20 protein-coding genes and 1 tRNA gene are annotated in these 20,598 nt (G+C 69.3%); 12 read left to right on the top strand and 9 right to left on the bottom strand.

Annotated elements, in window-relative coordinates; translation table 11 throughout:
- Positions 1 to 80: 80 nt before the first annotated feature.
- From ACZ6B8_RS29925 to ACZ6B8_RS29890, 8 genes are all read left to right on the top strand, one after another.
- The gene (locus ACZ6B8_RS29925; RefSeq protein WP_471609248.1) at positions 81 to 2,360 is read left to right on the top strand and encodes an FdhF/YdeP family oxidoreductase; all 2,280 of its coding nucleotides are present in this window, start codon (positions 81 to 83) and stop codon (positions 2,358 to 2,360) included.
- 48 nt (positions 2,361 to 2,408) lie between these two features.
- Positions 2,409 to 2,894 (top strand): PaaI family thioesterase, encoded by a 486-nt coding sequence (locus ACZ6B8_RS29920; RefSeq protein ID WP_471075724.1) that lies wholly within the window; start codon positions 2,409 to 2,411, stop codon positions 2,892 to 2,894.
- A 93-nt stretch (positions 2,895 to 2,987) separates the two neighbouring features.
- Positions 2,988 to 3,368 (top strand): hypothetical protein, encoded by a 381-nt coding sequence (locus ACZ6B8_RS29915; RefSeq protein ID WP_471609247.1) that lies wholly within the window; start codon positions 2,988 to 2,990, stop codon positions 3,366 to 3,368.
- A gap of 890 nt (positions 3,369 to 4,258) precedes the next feature.
- A complete protein-coding gene (locus ACZ6B8_RS29910) occupies positions 4,259 to 5,512 on the top strand; it encodes a branched-chain amino acid ABC transporter substrate-binding protein (RefSeq protein ID WP_471609246.1) in 1,254 nt (417 codons plus the stop codon).
- Between the two features lie 165 nt (positions 5,513 to 5,677).
- Positions 5,678 to 6,607, top strand: coding sequence for a branched-chain amino acid ABC transporter permease (locus ACZ6B8_RS29905; protein ID WP_471075715.1), 930 nt, complete (start codon positions 5,678 to 5,680; stop codon positions 6,605 to 6,607).
- 5 nt (positions 6,608 to 6,612) lie between these two features.
- Complete coding sequence (locus tag ACZ6B8_RS29900; protein WP_471609245.1) at positions 6,613 to 8,466, top strand: branched-chain amino acid ABC transporter permease; 1,854 nt, start codon at positions 6,613 to 6,615, stop codon at positions 8,464 to 8,466.
- Between the two features lie 3 nt (positions 8,467 to 8,469).
- Entirely contained in the window at positions 8,470 to 9,294 is an 825-nt protein-coding gene (locus tag ACZ6B8_RS29895) for an ABC transporter ATP-binding protein (RefSeq protein WP_471609244.1), read from the top strand.
- The gene (locus tag ACZ6B8_RS29890) at positions 9,291 to 10,007 is read left to right on the top strand and encodes an ABC transporter ATP-binding protein (RefSeq protein ID WP_471075706.1); all 717 of its coding nucleotides are present in this window, start codon (positions 9,291 to 9,293) and stop codon (positions 10,005 to 10,007) included. Before ACZ6B8_RS29895 ends, ACZ6B8_RS29890 begins: the two co-directional genes overlap by 4 nt.
- A gap of 78 nt (positions 10,008 to 10,085) precedes the next feature.
- On the opposite strand, the gene ACZ6B8_RS29885 is transcribed toward ACZ6B8_RS29890, so the two are convergent.
- The gene (locus ACZ6B8_RS29885) at positions 10,086 to 10,742 is read right to left on the bottom strand and encodes an ANTAR domain-containing response regulator (RefSeq protein WP_471609243.1); all 657 of its coding nucleotides are present in this window, start codon (positions 10,740 to 10,742) and stop codon (positions 10,086 to 10,088) included.
- Positions 10,743 to 10,842: 100 nt separating this feature from the next.
- Between ACZ6B8_RS29885 and ACZ6B8_RS29880 the strand changes: the two genes are divergently transcribed.
- Both ACZ6B8_RS29880 and ACZ6B8_RS29875 read left to right on the top strand, forming a co-directional pair.
- Positions 10,843 to 10,915 (top strand) — tRNA-Leu (locus ACZ6B8_RS29880).
- A gap of 108 nt (positions 10,916 to 11,023) precedes the next feature.
- Positions 11,024 to 11,800: a transcriptional regulator gene (locus ACZ6B8_RS29875; protein ID WP_471609242.1), complete on the top strand. Its 777-nt coding sequence runs from the start codon at positions 11,024 to 11,026 to the stop codon at positions 11,798 to 11,800.
- A 9-nt stretch (positions 11,801 to 11,809) separates the two neighbouring features.
- On the opposite strand, the gene pyk is transcribed toward ACZ6B8_RS29875, so the two are convergent.
- From pyk to ACZ6B8_RS29845, 6 genes are all read right to left on the bottom strand, one after another.
- On the bottom strand, positions 11,810 to 13,246 hold the full coding sequence (gene pyk, locus ACZ6B8_RS29870) for a pyruvate kinase (RefSeq protein WP_471075697.1): 1,437 nt from the start codon (positions 13,244 to 13,246) through the stop codon (positions 11,810 to 11,812).
- Between the two features lie 154 nt (positions 13,247 to 13,400).
- Complete coding sequence (locus tag ACZ6B8_RS29865; RefSeq protein WP_471075694.1) at positions 13,401 to 13,700, bottom strand: hypothetical protein; 300 nt, start codon at positions 13,698 to 13,700, stop codon at positions 13,401 to 13,403.
- Positions 13,693 to 13,851 carry a hypothetical protein gene (locus tag ACZ6B8_RS29860; RefSeq protein WP_471075691.1) on the bottom strand — a complete coding sequence of 53 codons (159 nt, stop codon included), beginning with the start codon at positions 13,849 to 13,851 and terminating at the stop codon, positions 13,693 to 13,695. Before ACZ6B8_RS29860 ends, ACZ6B8_RS29865 begins: the two co-directional genes overlap by 8 nt.
- A 115-nt stretch (positions 13,852 to 13,966) precedes the next feature.
- Entirely contained in the window at positions 13,967 to 14,599 is a 633-nt protein-coding gene (locus ACZ6B8_RS29855) for a hypothetical protein (RefSeq protein ID WP_471075688.1), read from the bottom strand.
- A gap of 5 nt (positions 14,600 to 14,604) precedes the next feature.
- Complete coding sequence (locus ACZ6B8_RS29850; RefSeq protein ID WP_471075685.1) at positions 14,605 to 15,123, bottom strand: RNA polymerase sigma factor; 519 nt, start codon at positions 15,121 to 15,123, stop codon at positions 14,605 to 14,607.
- 322 nt (positions 15,124 to 15,445) lie between these two features.
- Positions 15,446 to 16,054, bottom strand: coding sequence for a TetR/AcrR family transcriptional regulator (locus ACZ6B8_RS29845; RefSeq protein WP_471609241.1), 609 nt, complete (start codon positions 16,052 to 16,054; stop codon positions 15,446 to 15,448).
- A gap of 95 nt (positions 16,055 to 16,149) precedes the next feature.
- Here ACZ6B8_RS29845 and ACZ6B8_RS29840 point away from each other — a divergent pair, with 95 nt between their 5' ends.
- Positions 16,150 to 17,940, top strand: coding sequence for a TIGR03086 family metal-binding protein (locus ACZ6B8_RS29840; protein ID WP_471075679.1), 1,791 nt, complete (start codon positions 16,150 to 16,152; stop codon positions 17,938 to 17,940).
- A gap of 15 nt (positions 17,941 to 17,955) precedes the next feature.
- Here the strand turns inward: ACZ6B8_RS29840 and ACZ6B8_RS29835 are convergent, their stop codons facing one another.
- Complete coding sequence (locus tag ACZ6B8_RS29835; protein ID WP_471609240.1) at positions 17,956 to 18,828, bottom strand: helix-turn-helix transcriptional regulator; 873 nt, start codon at positions 18,826 to 18,828, stop codon at positions 17,956 to 17,958.
- Between the two features lie 86 nt (positions 18,829 to 18,914).
- On the opposite strand from ACZ6B8_RS29835, the gene ACZ6B8_RS29830 reads away from it, so the two are divergent.
- Complete coding sequence (locus tag ACZ6B8_RS29830; protein WP_471609239.1) at positions 18,915 to 19,736, top strand: SDR family NAD(P)-dependent oxidoreductase; 822 nt, start codon at positions 18,915 to 18,917, stop codon at positions 19,734 to 19,736.
- A gap of 42 nt (positions 19,737 to 19,778) precedes the next feature.
- Here the strand turns inward: ACZ6B8_RS29830 and ACZ6B8_RS29825 are convergent, their stop codons facing one another.
- On the bottom strand, positions 19,779 to 20,489 hold the full coding sequence (locus ACZ6B8_RS29825; protein ID WP_471075670.1) for an SIMPL domain-containing protein: 711 nt from the start codon (positions 20,487 to 20,489) through the stop codon (positions 19,779 to 19,781).
- Positions 20,490 to 20,598: the final 109 nt, after the last annotated feature.

The raw sequence follows: 20,598 nt of genomic DNA, 5'->3' as shown, positions 1-20,598 counted from the left end.
CCGGCGCGTGGGAGGATCGAAGACGTGGCTCACGCAGGCGGGAGCCGTAGGCAGCGCAGGTGCTCGAAGGGGAGCCGACCATGGCAAGCAAGCCGCCCAAGGGCGATCCGGTCCAGGACGCGCCGCAGGTCGCGCCGGCCCAGCACGCGGCCGCGGGCCTGCCCGCCATCGGTCACACACTGCGGATGGCGCAGCAGCAGATGGGCGTGCGGCGCACGGCGCTCACCCTGCTCCGCGTCAACCAGAAGGACGGCTTCGACTGCCCCGGCTGCGCCTGGCCCGAGCCGGACCACCGGCACGCCGCGGAGTTCTGTGAGAACGGCGCGAAGGCCGTCGCCGAAGAGGCCACGCTGCGCCGCGTCACACCCGACTTCTTCGCCGCGCACCCCGTCGCCGACCTGGCCGAGCGCAGCGGGTACTGGCTGGGCCAGCAGGGCCGCCTCACCCACCCCATGTATCTGGCGGAGGGCGCCGAGCGGTACGAGCCGGTCTCCTGGGAGCGGGCCTTCGACATCGTCGCCGAGGAGATCGCGGCCCTGGACTCCCCCGACGAGTCCGTCTTCTACACCTCGGGCCGCACCAGCAACGAGGCGGCGTTCCTCTACCAGCTGTTCGCCCGCGAGCTCGGCACGAACAACCTCCCCGACTGCTCGAACATGTGCCATGAGTCGTCCGGCTCCGCGCTCACCGAGACCATCGGCATCGGCAAGGGCAGCGTCCTCCTGGAGGACCTCTACAAGTCGGACCTGATCATCGTCGCCGGGCAGAACCCGGGCACCAACCACCCGCGCATGCTCTCCGCCCTGGAGAAGGCCAAGAACAACGGCGCGAAGATCATCACGGTCAATCCGCTGCCCGAGGCCGGCCTGGAGCGGTTCAAGAACCCGCAGACCGCCCAGGGCATGCTCAAGGGCACCGCCCTCACCGATCTCTTCCTGCAGATCCGCCTCGGCGGCGACCAGGCCCTCTTCCGCCTCCTCAACAAGCTGATCCTGGAGACCGACGGCGCCGTCGACGAGGAGTTCGTCCGCGCGCACACCCACGGATACGAGGACTTCGTCGCCGCCGCGCGGGCCGCCGACTGGGACGACACCCTGCGGGCCACCGGCCTGGAGCGCGAGCGCATCGAGGAGGCACTGCGCCTGATCCTCGGCTCCCAGCGCACCGTCGTGTGCTGGGCGATGGGCCTCACCCAGCACAAGCACGCCGTGCCGACCATCCGCGAGGTCGTCAACTTCCTCCTGCTGCGCGGCAACATCGGCCGCCCCGGCGCGGGCGTCTGCCCGGTCCGCGGCCACTCGAACGTGCAGGGCGACCGCACGATGGGCATCTTCGAGCGCCCCGCGCCCGCCTTCCTCGACGCCCTGGAGAAGGAGTTCGGCTTCGCCCCGCCCCGCCACCACGGCCTGGACGTCGTCCGCGCCATCAGGGCGCTGCGCGACGGCGAGGCGAAGGTCTTCTTCGCGATGGGCGGCAACTTCGTCGCCGCGTCCCCCGACACCGACGTCACCGAGGCGGCGATGCGCAAGGCCCGCCTGACCGTGCACGTGTCGACGAAGCTGAACCGCTCGCACGCCGTCACGGGCGCGCGCGCCCTGATCCTGCCCACGCTCGGCCGCACCGAGCGGGACGTGCAGGGCGGCGGCGAGCAGTTCGTGACCGTCGAGGACTCCATGGGCATGGTGCACGCCTCGCGCGGCCGCCTGGAGCCCGCGGGCCGCGAGCTGCTCTCCGAGCCCGCCATCGTGTGCCGCCTCGCCCGCCGCGTCCTCGGCAGCGCCTCACGCACCCCGTGGGAGGAGTTCGAGAAGGACTACGCCACCGTGCGCGAGCGCATCGCGCGTGTCATCCCCGGCTTCGAGGACTTCAACGCCAAGGTGGCGCGCCCCGGCGGCTTCGCCCTGCCGCACGCGCCGCGCGACGAGCGCCGCTTCCCCACCGCCACCGGCAAGGCCAACTTCACTGCGGCGCCCGTGGAGTACCCCGAGCTCCCCGCGGGCCGGCTGCTGCTGCAGACCCTGCGCTCCCACGACCAGTACAACACCACGATCTACGGCCTCGACGACCGCTACCGCGGGATCAAGAACGGCCGCCGGGTGGTCCTGGTCAACCCCGACGACGCCGCGGAGCTCGGCCTCACCGAGGGCGCCTACGCCGACCTGGTCAGCGAGTGGCAGGACGGCGTGGAGCGCCGCGCGCCGGGCTTCAGGATCGTGCACTACCCCACGGCCCGGGGCTGCGCGGCCGCGTACTACCCGGAGACCAACGTCCTGGTGCCGCTGGACGCCACCGCGGACACCAGCAACACCCCTGCCAGCAAGTCCGTCGTCGTACGCCTGGAACAATCGGCGATCGACTGAGCGTTTGCTCAGCGTCAGGTGGACGACGAACGAACGGAGCCGGTCCCCATGGGTGAGCAGCACAGCGTGAAGTTCCCGCAGGAGGTCCTCGACGAGTACGCCTCGCTCGGTGTCGACCTGCCCGCCCTGTTCTCCGCGGGGCACCTCGGCACCCGCATGGGCGTGCAGATCGTGGAGGCCGCGGCGGACCGCGTCGTCGGCACCATGCCCGTGGAGGGCAACACTCAGCCGTACGGACTGCTGCACGGCGGCGCGTCCGCGGTGCTCGCCGAGACCCTCGGGTCGGTCGGCGCGATGCTGCACGGCGGCGCGAGCAAGCTCGCCGTCGGCGTCGACCTGAACTGCACGCACCACCGCGGGGCCCGCTCCGGTCTGGTCACCGGGGTGGCGACGCCCGTGCACCGGGGCCGCTCGACGGCGACGTACGACATCGTGATCAGCGACGAGCAGGGCAGGCGGGTGTGCAGCGCCCGGCTGACCTGCATGCTGCGGGACGCGACCCCGCAGACCGGTTCGGCCGGCTCGGCGGGCTGACCCCCGCCCGCCCCCATGAGGGCGGGCGGAGAACCCGGAAGGGCGGGCGCAGGCGCATTGTCGGAGCGTGCGGCTCCGGACTAGCGTCAGTGCATGAGGCACCGGATATCGCTCTGTGCGCTCGCCCTCGTCGCCGTCGCCGCCGCCGGATGCACCGACCCCGACCCCGACGATCCCGGCGCCACCCCCCGCTCCTCCTCCCGCACCACGTCCCCCGCCGACCTGTGCGCCCGCGTCATCGGCACCTGGGCGCGGCAGATCTACGCCTCGGGCGAGGGGGGATACGGCGACTACCAGTCGATGGGTCTCTCCAACGGGCAGTACCAGATCCTGCGCGACATCCTGGACGCCGCCCGCACCGAGCGCAGGCGTGAAACCGACGCCGCCGGGCGGAAGTTGATCGGCCGTCAGGCGCGCGAGCGGTGCGCCGACCGGTACCGCGACGGCGGGCCGAGCGACGGGCCGTGGGTATGAACGCCATCGGCCCGGTCGAGCCGGGCGAGGACACCTACGACCACGACCCCGCCCTCGCACTCCCGGCCCCGCCCGCCCCGCACCAGCGGCGACGGCGCCGTGCCGCGCTCGGCGTCACCACGGTCGCGGTGGCCGCCGCGGCGGGGCTCGCCCTGTATCTGACCCGCCCGGAACCGCCCCCTCCCCCTCCGCCTCCCCCCACGCCGTGGCCGTCGCAGAGCGTGTCCGTGACGTACGCCGGGGAGATGTCGCGACCACGGGCCGGGGACCGGAGTTTCACCTTCGCCGTCGCGTTCGCGCAGGAGTCGGGGCCGCCGGTGGCCGTCCGCCGGGTCGCTCAGCCGTCGGCAGCTCTTTCGGTCAGCACAGGCCCTCCCACCCCTTTCACGGTCAAAACGGGAACACCCCGGAAGTTGATCATCAGGATGCACATTCGCGAATGCGGCGAAGTACCCCGGAATGCAGGGCTCCCTTTCCTCGAAGTAACTCTGCGTAATAAACGCGCAATCGAGAAGCAGAGTTACATCCTGGGTCCGGAATACGCGAATGATCTTTCCGGGGCCCTCGCCTCAGCATGCCCGCGAACACCGGTGTCATGAGTCAAACGGCTTTTCAGTCCTGCCACTTGCGCTGGAAGTTCTCAGCATGTGGATACGTCGAGATCCACCGAACAAGGCCATATTCAGCCCCAACCGCCCCCCGCGTTCCAGCCCGGAATACTCCGTGGCATAACAAGAGCGTCACAGCCTTGGCCCGACCACTCCACCAAGAACAAAGCCCCGCTTAGAGTCACGGCCAGTCACCGCGCCCACCGGATTCCTGTCAGTTCGGTTCCGCGCTCGACTCGGCATCCCAACAAGGGACAGCCGTGCCAGGGGAAAGGACTGATCGTGCGTCAACGTTCGCTCATAGCCATCACCGCAGCACTCACCGCGGGGGCTCTCACCCTCACCGCCTGTGGCTCACGCGACGACAAGGACGACGGGGACGAGGCCGGTGGGGGCGGCACCACCGTGGTCATCGGCGTCGACGCGCCCCTGACCGGTGAACTCTCCGCACTCGGCCTCGGCATCCGCAACTCCGTCGACCTCGCCACCAAACAGGCCAACCAGAAGAAGTACGTCGACGGCGTCACCTTCAAGATCGAGGCCCTCGACGACCAGGGACAGCCCTCGTCCGGCCAGACCAACGCCACCAAGTTCGTCGCCGACAAGGACGTCCTCGGCGCCGTCGGCCCCCTGAACTCCTCCGTCGCCGAATCCATGCAGAAGGTCTTCGACGACGCCAAACTCGTCCAGGTCTCCCCCGCCAACACCAACCCCGCCCTCACCCAGGGCCCGGACTGGAACGGCGGCAAGAAGGCGCGCCCCTACAAGTCCTACTTCCGTACGGCCACCACCGACGCGATCCAGGGACCGTTCGCCGCCCAGTACCTGTACAACAAGGCCAAGAAGAAGAAGGTCTTCGTCGTCGACGACAAGAAGACCTACGGCGCCGGACTCGCCGCCACCTTCAAGGACGAGTTCACCAAGCTCGGCGGCAAGGTCGTCGGCACCGAACACATCAACCCCGACACCAAGGACTTCGGCGCGGTCGCCACCAAGATCCGCAACTCCGACGCCGACCTCGTCTACTACGGCGGCGAATACCCGCAGGCCGGACCCCTCAGCAAGCAGATGAAGCAGGCCGGATCCAAGGCCCCCCTCGTCGGCGGCGACGGCATCTACAGCGCCGACTTCATCAAGCTCTCCGGCAAGCAGGGCGTCGGCGACTACTCCACCTCCGTCGGCCAGCCCGTCGAAGAACTCCCCTCCGCCAAGGAGTTCATCGCCAACTACAAGAAGGCCGGCTTCAAGGAGGCCTACGAGGCCTATGGCGGCTACTCCTACGACAGCGCCTGGGCCATCATCGAAGCCGTCAAGAAGATCGTCGACGACAACGACGGCAAACTGCCCGACGACGCCCGCACCAAGGTCATCGACGCCATGAAGGACGTCTCCTTCGACGGCGTCACCGGCAAGGTCTCCTTCGACGAATACGGCGACGCCACCAACAAGCAGCTCACCGTGTACCAGGTCAAGACGACCGACCCCAAGAGCGGCTGGAAGCCCGTCGAGTCCGGCACCTACTCCGGGTCCAACTGACACCCGGCCCGCAGCCCACGACCCACCGCGCGGGGCGCTGACAAGCAAGCGCCCCGCGCGGCGTCGCATCCGTCGCACTCGTCACCAGGAGCGTACGGCCACGCGCCGGCCCCCGAGCCCCGCGCGACACAGCCGCACGACAACGAAAGACTCGGAGGACCTGCGGTGCACGAACTGCCGCAACAGCTGGTCAACGGCCTGCTATTGGGATCCATGTACGGCCTCATCGCCATCGGCTACACAATGGTCTACGGCATCGTCCAGCTCATCAACTTCGCCCACGGCGAGATCTTCATGACCGGCGGATTCGGCGCCCTCACCGTCTGGCTCTGGCTCCCCTCGGGCACCAGCATGTGGGCAGCCGTCCCCCTCATGCTCATCGGCGCGATCTTCGTCTCCACCACCATCGCCGTCGGCGCCGAACGCTTCGCCTACCGGCCCCTGCGCGACGCCCCCCGACTGGCCCCCCTCATCACCGCCATCGGCCTCTCGCTCGCCCTCCAGCAAGCCGTCTGGGCCTGGTACCCCGAAGCAAAATCCGCCCGCTCCTTCCCCGAACTGCCCGGCGGCTCCATCCACATCGGCTCCGTCACCATGCAACCCGGCGACATCTTCCTCCTCGTCGCCGCACCCATCTGCATGGTCGCCCTCGGCTGGTTCGTCATGAAGACCCGCATCGGCCGCGGCATGCAAGCCACCGCACAGGACCCCGACACCGCCAAACTCATGGGGATCAACACCGACCGCGTCATCGTCGTCGCCTTCGCCATCGGCGCCGCCTTCGCCGGCATCGCCGCCGTCGCCCGCGGCCTCAAATACGGCCAGATCGACTTCCGCATGGGCTTCATCCTCGGCCTCAAAGCCTTCACCGCGGCCGTCCTCGGCGGCATCGGCAACATCTACGGCGCCATGATCGGCGGCGTCGTCCTCGGCCTCGCCGAATCCATGGCCACCGCCTACATCAACGACGTCCCCGGCATGGACAAACTCGGCGGCCAGTCCTGGGCCGACGTCTGGGCCTTCGTACTCCTCATCATCGTCCTCCTCGTCAGGCCCCAAGGCCTGCTCGGCGAGCGCGTCGCGGACAGGGCGTGACCACCATGACCACACAGACCACAGCCGCAGACGGCCCCCGCCCGCAGAACCTCCACCAGGACAAGGCCGCCACCGGACTCATCCCCATACCGGTCGGCCCCGCCCGCGCACTCGCCACCGGCGGCGGCATCCTCACCGTCATCTCCGCGTTCCTCGCCTGGACCTGGACCGCGAAATTCCCCGGCGACCTCACCGTCTACGGCTACCCCGGCGGCCTCCAATGGCTCGTCCTCATCGCCGGCGCCCTCACCACCGTCTACGGACTCGCCTCCTACGGCACCAAGGGCCTGCGCGCCCTCGCCCCCGCCGGAGCCGACGCCGCCCTCAAATACGCCGCCCTCGCCGCCTTCGCCACCGCCTGGTACACCATCATCGCGATCAGCGACAAACTCGGCGGCCTCGCCAACCTCGAACCCGGCGGCTGGATCGTCGCACTCGCCACCCTCGCCGCCCTCGCCGGCGCCCTCGCCCTGCCCTTCGAACGACCCCACACCTACCCGGTCGACCCCGAAGACAGCAGCTGGGAACAGTTCAAACACCGCGCCCGCAACGGCCGCACCACCATCAAGGGCGCCTTCGCCGCCGACACCCCGGCCCCACCCCGCAAGCTCAACTCCTACCTAGAGATCCTCGTCATCATCGCCGCCCTCGCCACCGGCCTGCTCGTCTTCACCTACGGCATCGGCACCGAGTACGACGAACTCTTCATCGGCTTCCTCATCACCGTCGGCTTCGGCTTCGCCGCCCTCACCAAAGCCGGCCTCGTCGCCCAGATCTCCACCTACACTGCACGCCACCGCAACATCACCCTCATCGGCGCCTTCCTCGCCGCCGCCGCCTTCCCCTTCACCCAGAGCGACGACCAATACGCCACCATCGGCGTCTACATCCTCATCTTCGCCACCGTCGCCCTCGGCCTGAACATCGTCGTCGGACTCGCAGGCCTCCTCGACCTCGGATACGTCGCCTTCCTCGGCGTCGGCGCCTACGCCGCCTCCATGGTCTCCGGAACCCCCTCCTCCCCCTTCGACATCCACCTCCCCTTCTGGGGCGCCATCCTCGTCGGCGCCGGCGCCAGCCTCGTCTTCGGCGTCCTCATCGGCGCCCCCACCCTCCGCCTGCGCGGCGACTACCTCGCCATCGTCACCCTCGGCTTCGGCGAAATCTTCCGCCTCGCCGCCAACAACAGCGACGGCTCCTCCGGACCCGACATCACCAACGGATCCAACGGCATCTCCTCCATCCCCAACCTCAAGATCTTCGGCTTCGACTTCGGCCTCGAACACAGCATCGGCGGCTTCACCATCGGCCGCTTCGCCAACTACTTCTTCCTGATGCTGCTCATCACCCTCGTCGTCGTCCTCGTCTTCCGACGCAGCGGCGACAGCCGCATCGGCCGCGCCTGGGTCGCCATCCGCGAAGACGAGACCGCCGCACTCGCCATGGGCATCAACGGCTTCCGCGTCAAACTCATCGCCTTCGCCCTCGGCGCCTCCCTCGCCGGCCTCGCCGGCACCGTCCAAGCACACGTGACCTACACCGTCACCCCCGAGCAGTACCAGTTCGCCAACTCCGTACCCCCCAACTCCGCCTTCCTCCTCGCCGCCGTCGTCCTCGGCGGCATGGGAACCATCAGCGGACCCCTCGTCGGCGCCTCACTGCTCTACCTCATCCCCAACAAACTCCAATTCCTCGGCGACTACCAGCTCTTCGCCTTCGGACTCGCCCTCGCACTCCTCATGCGCTTCCGCCCCGAAGGCCTCATCCCCAACCGCCGCCGCCAACTCGAATTCCACGAGGCCGAACTCAGCCCCGGCGAGACGCCGCCCCCCGCAGCCCTCAGCAAGACAGGGGTCTGACCCATGACCACGGACACCACCAAAAAGGACCCCACCCCCGCCACCCCGGCAGGACAAACCGTCCTCGACGCCCGCGGCGTCACCATGCGCTTCGGCGGCCTCACCGCCGTACGCAACGTCGACCTCACCGTCAACACCGGCGAGATCGTCGGCCTCATCGGCCCCAACGGCGCCGGCAAAACCACCTTCTTCAACTGCCTCACCGGCCTGTACATCCCCACCGAAGGCGAAGTCCGCTACAAGGGCCAGATCCTGCCCGCGAAGTCCTTCAAAGTCACCGCAGCAGGCATCGCCCGCACCTTCCAGAACATCCGCCTCTTCGCCAACATGACGGTCCTGGAAAACGTACTCGTCGGACGGCACACCAGGACCAAAGAAGGACTCTGGTCCGCCCTGCTCCGCGGCCCCGGCTTCCACAAGGCCGAAGCCGCCTCCAAAGCACGCGCCATGGAACTCCTCGAATTCGTCGGACTCGCCGCGAAAGCCGAACACCTCTCGCGCAACCTCCCCTACGGAGAACAACGCAAGCTGGAAATCGCCCGCGCCCTCGCCAGCGAACCCGGCCTCCTGCTCCTCGACGAACCCACCGCCGGCATGAACCCCCAGGAAACCCGCGCCACCGAAGAACTCGTCTTCGCCATCCGCGACATGGGCATCGCCGTCCTCGTCATCGAGCACGACATGCGCTTCATCTTCAACCTCTGCGACCGCGTCGCCGTCCTCGTCCAGGGCGAAAAACTCGTCGAAGGCACCAGCGAAACCGTGCAACAGGACGACCGCGTCATCGCCGCCTACCTCGGCGAGCCCTTCGAGGAGAACAACAAATGACCGCACTCCTTGAAGTCGAGGACCTCCGCGTCGCCTACGGCAAGATCGAAGCCGTCAAAGGCATCAGCTTCACCGTCGACGCCGGCGAAGTCGTCACCCTCATCGGCACCAACGGCGCGGGAAAAACCACCACCCTCCGCACCATCTCCGGCCTCCTCAAACCGGTCGGCGGCTCCATAAAATTCAACGGCAAGGCCCTCCGCAAATACCGCCCGGACCAGATCGTCGCCCTCGGCCTCGCCCACTCCCCCGAAGGCCGCCACATCTTTCCCCGCATGACCATCGAGAACAACCTCCGCCTCGGCGCCTACCTCCGCTCCGACCGCGCAGGCATCGAAAAAGACATCAAACGCGCCTACGACCTCTTCCCCATCCTCGGAGAACGCCGCAAGCAAGCCGCGGGCACCCTCTCCGGCGGCGAACAGCAGATGCTCGCCATGGGCCGCGCCCTGATGTCCCAGCCCAAACTCCTCATGCTCGACGAACCCTCCATGGGCCTCTCGCCGATCATGATGCAGAAGATCATGGCGACCATCGCCGAGCTCAAGGCCAACGGCACGACGATCCTCCTCGTCGAACAGAACGCCCAGGCCGCGCTCTCCCTCGCCGACCACGGCCACGTCATGGAGGTCGGCAAGGTCGTCCTCTCCGGCACGGGCGGCGACCTCCTCCACGACGAATCCGTACGCAAGGCGTACCTCGGCGAGGACTGAGGCCCGCCCTCACGGGATACGCAGAGGAGGCCCGCACCCCGGATCGGGGTGCGGGCCTCCTCGTACGCGTACTCCGGGCTAGCCCTTCGACGCCTTCTTCTCCTCGGCGTCCTCGATGACCGCCTCGGCCACCTGCTGCATCGACAGGCGACGGTCCATCGACGTCTTCTGGATCCACCGGAACGCGGCGGGCTCCGTCAGGCCGTACTCCGTCTGCAGGACCGACTTCGCCCGGTCCACCAGCTTCCGCGTCTCCAGGCGCTGGGAGAGGTCGGCGACCTCCTTCTCCAACGTCTTCAGCTCCGTGAACCGCGAGACGGCCATCTCGATCGCCGGGACGACGTCCGTCTTGCTGAAGGGCTTCACGAGGTACGCCATCGCGCCGGCGTCGCGGGCACGCTCGACGAGGTCGCGCTGCGAGAACGCGGTGAGCATGAGCACCGGGGCGATGGACTCCTCGGCGATCTTCTCCGCCGCGGAGATGCCGTCCATGACGGGCATCTTCACGTCGAGGATCACCAGGTCGGGCTCGTGCTCGCGGGCCAGCTCGACGGCCGTCTGCCCGTCACCGGCCTCGCCCACGACGCTGTAGCCCTCTTCCTCGAGCATCTCTTTGAGGTCGAGCCGGATCAGGGCCTCGTCCTCGGCGATGACGACGCGGGTCGTCAGCGGCGGCACGTGCGACTTGTCGTCGTCGGACACGTCGGTGGGCTGGGGCGACTCGGGGGCGGTCACGGGGGCTCCTCGGTACGGGCAGATACTGCTTCCCAAGAGCCTACCTAGCTACGGTATGGTGGTGACACGGCGGGTGACCGTCGACCTTCGTTTCGATGGAGCCCCGGTAGCCCAGCGGTAGAGGCCATGGATTCAAAACCCATACAGCGTCGGTTCGAATCCGACTCGGGGCACTTTTCCTTGTTTTCCAAGGTCACCATTTGGTAAGTGGATGTTCGCGTTCTCGTGAACATCCACTTTTTGCTGTGCGTCAAGATGCCTCCGCGCCGCAGAGTGAGCGCATGTACGACATGGGCACACGCAAACGGGCGCTGCACTTGGTCAGCCAGGGCCGCAGCCTCAACTCCGTGAGCAAGGAAACCGGAGTCTCCAGAGCCGCGATCCGGTCCTGGCAGACACGGATCGAACCACTCGGCTACGACCGCTCCCGCCCGTGCCCAAGATGCTGTGACATCCCGGGCGGGCCCGAGAACCCAGCCGCGTACTCGTACCTACTGGGCCTCTATCTCGGTGACGGCTGCGTGAGTCTCAACCGGCGAGGCGTCTACTCCTTACGCATCGCATGCGCCGACGACTGGCCCGGCCTGATCGAAGCCTGCGCCGAAGCCATCCTGGCCGTGCGCCCGGACAACAAGGTCTGCCGGGTCCAGAGCGTGGGCTGCCAGCACGTGACCTCCTGGAGCAAACACTGGCCCTGCCTCTTCCCCCAGCACGGCCCCGGCAGAAAGCACGAGCGCAAGATCGCCCTCGAACCCTGGCAGCAGGAGATCGTCGACGCCCACCCGTGGGACTTCGTTCGCGGGCTCATCCACTCCGACGGCTGCCGCATCACCAATTGGACGACCCGAATCGTCAGCGGCGTACGCAAGCGCTACGAATATCCCCGGTACTTCTTCACCAACAAGTCCGACGACATCAGGGAACTCTTCACCAGCACCCTCGACACGCTCGGCGTCGGCTGGACGCACTGCACCCGGCACGGCGACCCGTACAACATCTCCGTGGCGCGTAAGGCCGATGTCGCCCGGATGGACAGCCACATCGGCCCCAAACACTGAGCAGCCGCGCTACTTCGGGCTGTCGTCCTCGCCGATGTGGTGGATGCGGACCAGGTTCGTGGAGCCGGCGACTCCGGGAGGGGAGCCGGCCGTGATGACCACGATGTCGCCCCGCTCGCAGTGGCCGCCCTCGAGCAGCAGCTCGTCGACCTGTTCGACCATCGCGTCGGTGGAGTCGACGTGCGGGCCGAGGAGGGTTTCCACGCCCCAGGTGAGGTTGAGCTGGGAGCGGGTCGCCTTGTCGGGGGTGAAGGCGAGGAGCGGGATGGGTGAGCGGTAGCGGGAGAGGCGGCGGACGGTGTCGCCGGACTGGGTGAAGGCGACGAGGAACTTCGCGCCGAGGAAGTCGCCCATTTCGGCGGCGGCGCGGGCGACGGCGCCGCCCTGGGTGCGGGGCTTGTTGCGTTCGGTGAGTGGTGGCAGGCCTTTCGCGAGGATGTCTTCCTCCGCCGCTTCGACGATGCGGCCCATCGTTTTGACCGTTTCGATGGGGTACTTGCCGACGCTCGTTTCGCCGGAGAGCATCACCGCGTCGGTGCCGTCGATGACGGCGTTGGCCACGTCGCTCGCCTCGGCCCTGGTGGGGCGGGAGTTGTCGATCATCGAGTCGAGCATCTGGGTGGCGACGATGACCGGTTTGGCGTTGCGTTTGGCGAGTTTGATGGCGCGCTTCTGGACGATCGGGACTTGTTCGAGGGGCATTTCGACGCCGAGGTCGCCGCGGGCGACCATGATGCCGTCGAAGGCGGCGACGATGTCCTCGATGTTGTCGACGGCCTGGGGCTTTTCGACCTTGGCAATGACGGGGAGGCGGCGGTCTTCTTCGTCCATGATGCGGTGGACGTCTTCGATGTCGCGTCCGCTGCGGACGAAGGAGAGGGCGATGACGTCGAAGCCTGAACGCAGGGCCCAGCGGAGGTCTGCTTCGTCCTTGTCGCTGAGGGCGGGGACGGAGACGGCGACGCCGGGGAGGTTGAGGCCCTTGTGGTCGGAGACCATGCCGCCTTCGATGACGGTGGTGGCGACGCGGGGTCCGTCGACCGCGGTGACCTCGAGGGTCACTTTGCCGTCGTCGACGAGGATGCGTTCGCCGGTGGTGACGTCGTCGGCGAGGCCGCTGTAGGTGGTGCCGCAGTGTTGGCGGTCGCCCTGTATGCCGTCTTCGACGGAGATGGTGAAGTCGTCGCCGCGTTCGAGTAGTACGGGGCCTTCGCGGAAGCGGCCGAGGCGGATCTTCGGGCCTTGAAGGTCGGCGAGGATGCCGACGCTGCGGCCGGTCTCTTCGGAGGCCTTGCGCACGCGCTGGTAGCGCTCCTCGTGCTCGGCGTGGGTGCCGTGGCTGAGGTTGAAGCGGGCGACGTCCATTCCGGCTTCGACCAGTGCCTTGATCTGGTCGTAGGAGTCGGTGGCGGGTCCCAGGGTGCAGACGATTTTTGCTCGGCGCATGGTTCGACCCTAGGGCTTACCGGTGGGTAGGGAATTGGTCGGGGGTGACTACTCAACAACCTTTGCATGAAGGGTTATTGACAAGTGTTGAATTGTGCGGGGAGCCGCTCCGATGAGCGGCTCCGCCGTGTTCCGAGGTGTTTTCGGGGGGTGATTATCCGCGGGCGATGTGGTCGAGGTGGTGGTCGAGTTCGGCGAGGCCGGGGTGGTCGAGGAGTTCTTCCAGGGTGCGTTGTCGTTTCTCGGCGGCGTAGGCCGCGGTGACCTCCTGTGGGGTGACGGTGAGGGTGCGGGCCAGTGCGGCCGTCTGTTCGGGGGTGAGGCCCGTGTCGAGGGCGATGGCGGCGATGGTGACGATCCGCAGGTGTGCTTCGACGTCTTCGGTGTGTCCGGCCAGTCGGTACTGGCGCAGCAGCCAGCGGGCGAACGCGCCTCTGCCCCAGTGGTCAGCCATGGTGCTGGACCCACCAGGCGGCGAGGCCGGCGAGGCTGGTGCCGAGGCCGTAGCAGGTGCCGCGCAGCAGGTGGGTGGCTGCGTCGCGACGGGGGTTGTTGTCCGGTGGGGCACTGGTCGTGCGTCGGGGGTTCGGCTTACGCTTCCGCATGGGTGGCCCTCCTGGGGCGTGCCTGTGGAGGAGCCTGTCGGCGGTCGGTGGCCTGGGAACCGAGGACCGCTGGGCAGGCTCTTTGCTGTGTGGTGTCTGTCGCCGCCGTTGTGGGTCAGTGTTGTTGGGCGCAGTGCTGGAGGCGGTCGGCGATCTCGCGTTCGGGGCGGCAGACGAGGACGGCGTCCGCGTCGTCGCGGGTGGCGAGGCGTTCCACTTCGGCGGTGATGCCGGGTTCGCGGGTGCTGTGGGGCGGGTGGTGGGCGGTGGTGTCGTCCGGGTCGTCGTGGCAGTGCTGGAGTTGGTCGAGCCAGTGGGCGGCCTCGGTGCTTTCGCCGCGTCCGAGGTGGTGGAGGTGGAGGCAGTGGGCGGCGGCGCGGTTCTGGGCGCCGGCGGCGAGTTGCCACCAGAACTGGGCGCTTTCGGGGTGGTCGGCGAGGTGGAGCATGCAGGCGAAGATGTGGGCGCCGCCGATGTCGAGGTCTTTGAGGGGGGTGCGGTTTCCGTCGGGGCCGCCTTCGCCGATCTCTTGTGCGAGTCGTTCGATGTGGACGGCGGCGCCGGCTTGGTCGAGTGTCGCGCGGACCAGGGCGGTGAGTTGGCGGCGGGCTCGTGCGACGGGTGGGACCTCTTGGGAGTGGGGTACGTAGCCGGCGTCCTCGGCGAGGCGGCGCAGTCCGGCTCCTACGTCGAACGGCCGTCGGCGTGTGCGGAGTTCTGTGCCGATCTGCGCCAGAAGTGTCTCCATGGTGGTCATTTCGGGTCCCCCTCGGTCTTGATGTGTGAGGCCACTGCGGGCTCCAGCCGCTCCTTCGCTTTGCGGCAGTGGTAGTCGACGGTGCTGGGCGTGACGCCCATGTACCAGCTGATTCTTTGGGTGTCGTACTGCAGGACGTGGCGCAGGACGATGACGTCGAACTGGCGTGGCGGGAGTTTGCACATGGCGTGGAAGAGGCCGATGTCGCTGGGCAGGAGTGCCAGGTGTTTGCGGAAGGCTTTCAGTGCCTCGGACATGACGACGCGTCGCAGGATCGCCCATGTCTGTTGTTGGAGGTCGTTCTCCCCGGTCAGTGCGTCCCAGTGCTGCAGGATTTCGAGGAACGCGCGGTGCACCGCGTCTTCGGCGGCCGAGTCGGTGCCGAGTCGCAGCAACGCGTAGGAGTGAAACGCTTCCTGGTTGATCAGGTAGAGCGTTTCGAATTCCAGCGGCAGAGGCAGCACGGTCTCGGCTACCGGGCTGCTGCCGTCCTCCGCGTGGACATCATCGTTCATGAGTCCTCTTCATGAGGGCTTGAAGCGAAGGGCGACCGTCAACTCGTGTCCCGTCACCCACTGGTGAGGGTTACTCAACCGGGCGATGTGGACGAACACGCATGCGTGAGGATTCGAAAATTACGCAGCGATCATTGAACGCTGCACAACGTCACGGGGTACTCATGGGTAACGGAGTGTGACCACGGGGTTCACAAAGGCGCTCGGCGTGAGGTCTACGCCAATGAGCGCCCGCTTTGTGATCCAACTCACACCGTATGCTCGGCGTGCACCCGGGCGCACGCCACCTCGCTCGACACGTACGAGTGGAACCCTCTCGAACTCACCCCGATCGGCGCGCGAGTGTGCTCTCGACCAGGCCGTCGACGTATTCCGGCGTGAGCGGTACGACGCCGAACAGCACCCGGAGGTAGATCGGCGCCAGGACGCCGTCCAGCACGTCCAGCACGCCGGGGGCGTCCTCACCGCGGGCGCGGGCCCGCTCCAGCATGCCCTGGAGCTGCTCGGAGCGGACGGCGAGGAACTGGTCGCGGGCCGATTCGCCGCCGGGGCCGGTGGCCAGCGCGGCGAGGACGGTGCGCAGCAGGGCGAGGCCGTCCGGGCCGGTGACGTCCTCGGCGGCCTTGGCGGCGAAGGAGCCCAGGTCGGTGCGGAGGCTGCCGGTGTCGGGCATGGGTGAGTGCTCGGTCAGGCGGCTGACGACGGCGTCCATGAGGAGCGCCTCCAGGGTGCCCCAGCGGCGGTAGATGCTGCTGTCCGCGACGCCGGCGCGGGTGGCGACGTCGCCGACGGTGAAGGTGCCGTAGCCGCGTTCGGCGATGAGTTCGGTGACGGCTTGGTGGACGGCGGTGCGGACCCGGGCGCTGCGGCCTCCCGGGCGGCGGGCGGGGGCGGGTGCCGGTGGGGCGGCCGACGTCTGGGGCTCCTTCATGACGCCCATCTTAACGCAGTGACCGCTTGCGTTTGCGTCGTCGACGGGTCTACGGTCGCACTAAAGCAGTCACCAACTGCGTTAGGAGCTGTCCCATGAAGCCTCTCTTCTTCGCCGACCACCCGTCGTTCTGGTACGAGACGCTGCGGTCGTTCGGTCACATCGCCTACGGGGGCGCCGACTTCGGCGAGGTCGTCACCACCACCGGGCGCATCACCGCCGGGGACTACGACAGCTGGCACGACCAGTGGCTGGCCACCGCGGACCGCGTCGCCGAGCAGGCGCGCGCCTCCCTGGCGGGCGGCCACCGCGTCAGCGCCCGCGACGGGTTCCTGCGTGCCTCGAACTACTACCGCTCGGCCGAGTTCTTCCTGCACGGCGACGCCGCCGACCCGCGCATCCGCCACGCCTACGACGCCTCCGTCGCCGCCTTCCGCCGGGCCGCGGAGCTGTTCACGCCGTCGATCGAGCCGGTCGAGATCCCGTACGAGGACACGACCCTGCCCGGCTACCTCTACCGCCCCGACGACTCCGGCTCGCCGCGCCCGACCGTGGTGATGTTCAACGGCTTCGACGGCACCGCGGAGGAGATGCACTTCTTCGGCGCGGCCGCGGCCGTCGAGCGCGGTTACACCGTCCTGGTCTTCGACGGTCCCGGGCAGCCGGGCACCCGTCACCGTCAGGGACTGACGTTCCGTCCCGACTGGGAGAGCGTCGTCACCCCGGTGCTCGACCACGCGGTGACGCTGGCCGGGGTCGATCCGGAGCGGATGGCCGTGTTCGGCCTCAGCATGGGCGGCTATCTGGCTCCCCGCGCCGCCGCGTTCGACCGCCGGATCGCCGCGGTCGTCGCCCTCGACGGGGTCTTCGACCTCGGGGACATCAGTACCGCCTTCCTTTCGATGCCGCGCGCGGAGGCCGAGCGGCGGCTGCGGGCGGCCCGGGACCCCGAGCTCGACGCGCTGCTCACCGAGGGCATGGCCGCCTCCCCCACGCTCAAGTGGGCGGTCGAGCACGGCATGTTCGCGATGGGTGCGGACAGCCCGCGGGCGTTCCTTGCGGCCTACCTCGACTACCACCTGCGCGACGGTGTCGCCGAGCGGATCGCCTGCCCGGTGCTGGTGTGCTCCGCCGAGGCGGACGGCTTCTTCCAGGGGCAGCCGGAGAAGCTGTTCGACCGCCTCGTCTGCGAGAAGACGCTGCTGGCCTTCACCGACGCCGAGGGCGCGGCGGCGCACTGCCAGTCGGGGGCCCAGCGGCTGGCGCTCGCCCGGATCTACGACTGGCTGGACGAGGTGCTGGCCCGCCGGCCCGTGGTGACCCAGCTCATCGACCGGGCGCTGGCGGTGACGGGCGGGGTGGTCGACGCGGTCGCCGACGCCGACGGCTGGTCCTCCCCCACTCCCTGCCCGGAATGGGACGCGCGGACGACCCTCAACCACCTCGTCGGCGGCATACGGATCTACACCGCCGAACTGACCGGTACCGACCCCGGCGGCAAGCACCACGACGACTGGCTCGGCACGGATCCGGCCGGCGCCTTCCGGAGCGCCGCCGAGGCCGACCGCGCGGCTTGGCGCCGGGCGGCCCCCACCGACGCCGCCCTGGCCGGGCTGACGGTCCGGCTGGGGTTCGGTTCCGTCCCCGGACCGCCGGCGGCGCTGATCCATCTCACGGAGGTACTCGTCCACGGCGTCGACCTGGCGGTCGCCGTCGACCGGCTCGACCTGATCGACCAGCGGCTCTGCGAGGACCTGCTCGCGCGGATGCGGCGGGTGGACATGGACGCCTTCCGCGGGCCCGGCCTGTTCGGACCGGAGCAGCGGGTCCCGCGGTCCGCGGCGGCGCATGTGCGGCTGTCGGCCTTCCTCGGCCGCAGCTCCTAGCGCCGGGGCGGCGGATCAGGGCGCGGGTTCGAGGGCGTCGCCCATGCGCTGGGTGCCGAGGACCGAGAGCAGGCGCAGCGCCTCCTCCGACGGTGAGCCGGGGGCGGCGGTGTAGATGACGACGCGCTGGTCCCGGTCGGTGATGTCCAGGATGTCGCACCGGACGGTGACGGTGCCGACGAGGGGGTGCCGGAACGTCTTGCACGGGGTGGGCCGGTCGCTCACGTCGTGGGCGGCCCAGAGCCGGGCGAACTCCTCGCTGCCGGAGAGGAGTTCCTCGACCAGGCCGTTGACCTCCGCGTCGTGCGGGTAGCGGGCCGCGGCGGCGCGCAGGTGCCGGGCGGAGGTGCGGGCGAACTCCTCGGTGTCGGAGACGCCGTACAGCCGGTGGCCGGGCCGGTGCGGGGTGAGGAAGGCGCGCCGGATGAGGTTGCGTTCGCGCGGGGGCAGGGCGGAGAAGTCCTCCATGAGGGCGGCGGCCAGCGGGTTCCAGGCGATGACCTCGTAGGTGGCCGACAGGACGACGGCGGCGGCCTCGGGCAGCCGGTGCAGCAGGTCGACGATGCTTGGGCGCACTTCTCGGGAGGGTCCGGGCGGCGGTCCGGGCGGGAGGCCGGCCAGCTGGTGGAGGTGGTCGCGTTCGACGTCCGACAGGCGCAGGGCGCGGGCGAGTTGGGCGAGGACCTCGCGGGAGGGGTGCGGGGCGCGGGCCTGTTCCAGGCGTGCGTAGTACTCGGGTGAGATGTGGGCGAGCTGTGCCACCTCCTCGCGGCGCAGGCCGGGGGTGCGGCGGCGGGTGCCCGCGGGCAGCCCCACGTCGGCGGGGGTGACCCGGGCGCGTCGGCTGCGCAGGAAGTCACCGAGTTCTTGTCGTACGCGTCGGTCCACGGGTTCATTGTGGACGGGGGCGTGCTGCTCAGCCAGGCACTGCTGGTGCCTGGATGGGCGGCGCGGCCGGGCGCAGGCTCGTCGGCATGAACAAGATCGTTGAGAAGGACGTCCCGCCCGCCGTTTCCCCCTCCCCCGTCGTGGCGCCGGGCGGGCTGCTCGCCGGGAAGGCCGCCGTCGTCATCGGGGCCGGTCGTGGCATCGGTGCGGCGGCGGCGCGGCTGTTCGCCGAGGAGGGTGCGCGGGTGCTGCTCGCGGCGCGTTCGGAGGACCAGCTCGCGGCGGTGGCCGGGGAGATCAGGGCGGCCGGGGGTGTCGCGGAGCACGTGGTGTGCGATCTGGCCGATGCGGCGAGTGTGCGCGCGGCGGTGGACCGTGCGGTGCGGGTGTTCGGGCGGCTGGATGTGGCGTTCAACAACGGGGCGACGGGTCAACCTCCGGGCCCGTTGGATGAGTTGGCGGAGGCGGACTTCGACCGGCTCTACGCGGTCAATCTGAAGGGCGCGTGGGTGGCGATGGCGGCCGAGATCGCGGCGATGCGGGCGACGGCGGGGCGTGGGGCCATCGTGAACACGTCGAGTGTCGGTGCGTTGACGGCCAACCCGCAGCTGCCCGCGTACGGGGCGGTGAAGCGGGCGTTGAACGCTCTGACGGCGTCGGCCGCGGCCACGTACGGTCCGGAGGGGATCCGGGTGAACGCGGTGGCGCCCGGGACGACGCTCACCGAGTTGCTGCGGGAGTGGGACGAGCGGTCTCCGGGCACTGTCGACGCGCTCAACGCGCGGACGCCGCTGGGGCGCGCCGCCGAGCCGCGGGAGATCGCCGAGGCCGCCGCGTGGCTGTTGAGCGACCGCGCCTCGTATGTGACGGGCACGGTGCTGCGGGTCGACGGCGGCATGCTGGCCTGAGACCACTCGCGCGGTGGGCGCGCCCTCTCGTGTCGCCGCGGCTCAGTGGCCGAGCCGCGGAGGGATGAGCGTGAAGCGGGCGTTGACCTGGGCGTAGACGTGCTGGCGCTGCGGTTCGAGGTCGAGGGGCGGTGCCTCGTCGAAGGGGGCCGCGCCGCCGTAGGCGACGGTGGGCATGGCGGCCGCGGGGCTGCCGTAGCCGTAGGAGGGGGCGGGGTTGTCGGCGCCGATGTCGGCGAGTTCGACGAGGGCGGCGAGGTCGGTGCCGAGGGCCTCGGCGTACTCGCGGGCGCGCTGCACGGCTTCGCGGACGGCCTGTTGGCGGGCCTGGCGGTAGGTGGGTGAGCCGGGGCGCAGCGCCCACCAGGGGCCTTCGACGCGGGTGAGGTCGAGGTCGGCGAGGCGGGTGGTGAGTTCGCCGAGGGCGGTGAAGTCGCTGAGTTCGGCGGTGGTGTGGACGCGGCCGTGGTAGGCGCGGATGCGTTCGCCGCGGCCGTGCCGGGTGAGTTCGGGGCTGATGGAGAAGGTGCCGCTCTCGACCGCGTCGACGGCGTCGCCGTAGGCCTTGACGAGGTCGATGACGGCGGCGTTGCGCCGGGTGAGGTCGGTGAGGGCGTCGCGTCGGTCGGTGCCGCGGGCGCTGACGGTGACGCTGATGCGGGCGATCTCGGGGTCGACTTCGAGGTGGGCTTCGCCGCGGACGGCGATGCGGGGGGCGTCGGGGGTGCCGTAGGGGGCGGGGCTTTGTTCCATGCGGTCACTCTCGCATCGGTGGGGGCGCACCGGACAGTCACCTGATCGAAACCTGGTGGGGGCTGTTGCGGGGGTGGGTGCCGGGGTCAGAATCTACGCGCGTTACGTC

Source organism: Streptomyces sp. NPDC041122, assembly GCF_055592445.1.
Note: the sequence above shows the minus strand (reverse complement) of the source record. Positions and strands in the feature narration are given on the sequence as shown.

Coding starts and splice junctions, on each gene's coding strand:
- ACZ6B8_RS29925 (WP_471609248.1), top strand. CDS start 81: ATGGCAAGCAAGCCGCCCAAGGGCGATCCGGTCCAGGACGCGCCGCAG.
- ACZ6B8_RS29920 (WP_471075724.1), top strand. CDS start 2,409: ATGGGTGAGCAGCACAGCGTGAAGTTCCCGCAGGAGGTCCTCGACGAG.
- ACZ6B8_RS29915 (WP_471609247.1), top strand. CDS start 2,988: ATGAGGCACCGGATATCGCTCTGTGCGCTCGCCCTCGTCGCCGTCGCC.
- ACZ6B8_RS29900 (WP_471609245.1), top strand. CDS start 6,613: ATGACCACACAGACCACAGCCGCAGACGGCCCCCGCCCGCAGAACCTC.
- ACZ6B8_RS29895 (WP_471609244.1), top strand. CDS start 8,470: ATGACCACGGACACCACCAAAAAGGACCCCACCCCCGCCACCCCGGCA.
- ACZ6B8_RS29890 (WP_471075706.1), top strand. CDS start 9,291: ATGACCGCACTCCTTGAAGTCGAGGACCTCCGCGTCGCCTACGGCAAG.
- ACZ6B8_RS29875 (WP_471609242.1), top strand. CDS start 11,024: ATGTACGACATGGGCACACGCAAACGGGCGCTGCACTTGGTCAGCCAG.
- pyk (WP_471075697.1), bottom strand. CDS start 13,246: ATGCGCCGAGCAAAAATCGTCTGCACCCTGGGACCCGCCACCGACTCC.
- ACZ6B8_RS29865 (WP_471075694.1), bottom strand. CDS start 13,700: ATGGCTGACCACTGGGGCAGAGGCGCGTTCGCCCGCTGGCTGCTGCGC.
- ACZ6B8_RS29860 (WP_471075691.1), bottom strand. CDS start 13,851: ATGCGGAAGCGTAAGCCGAACCCCCGACGCACGACCAGTGCCCCACCG.
- ACZ6B8_RS29855 (WP_471075688.1), bottom strand. CDS start 14,599: ATGGAGACACTTCTGGCGCAGATCGGCACAGAACTCCGCACACGCCGA.
- ACZ6B8_RS29850 (WP_471075685.1), bottom strand. CDS start 15,123: ATGAACGATGATGTCCACGCGGAGGACGGCAGCAGCCCGGTAGCCGAG.
- ACZ6B8_RS29845 (WP_471609241.1), bottom strand. CDS start 16,054: ATGAAGGAGCCCCAGACGTCGGCCGCCCCACCGGCACCCGCCCCCGCC.
- ACZ6B8_RS29840 (WP_471075679.1), top strand. CDS start 16,150: ATGAAGCCTCTCTTCTTCGCCGACCACCCGTCGTTCTGGTACGAGACG.
- ACZ6B8_RS29830 (WP_471609239.1), top strand. CDS start 18,915: ATGAACAAGATCGTTGAGAAGGACGTCCCGCCCGCCGTTTCCCCCTCC.
- ACZ6B8_RS29825 (WP_471075670.1), bottom strand. CDS start 20,489: ATGGAACAAAGCCCCGCCCCCTACGGCACCCCCGACGCCCCCCGCATC.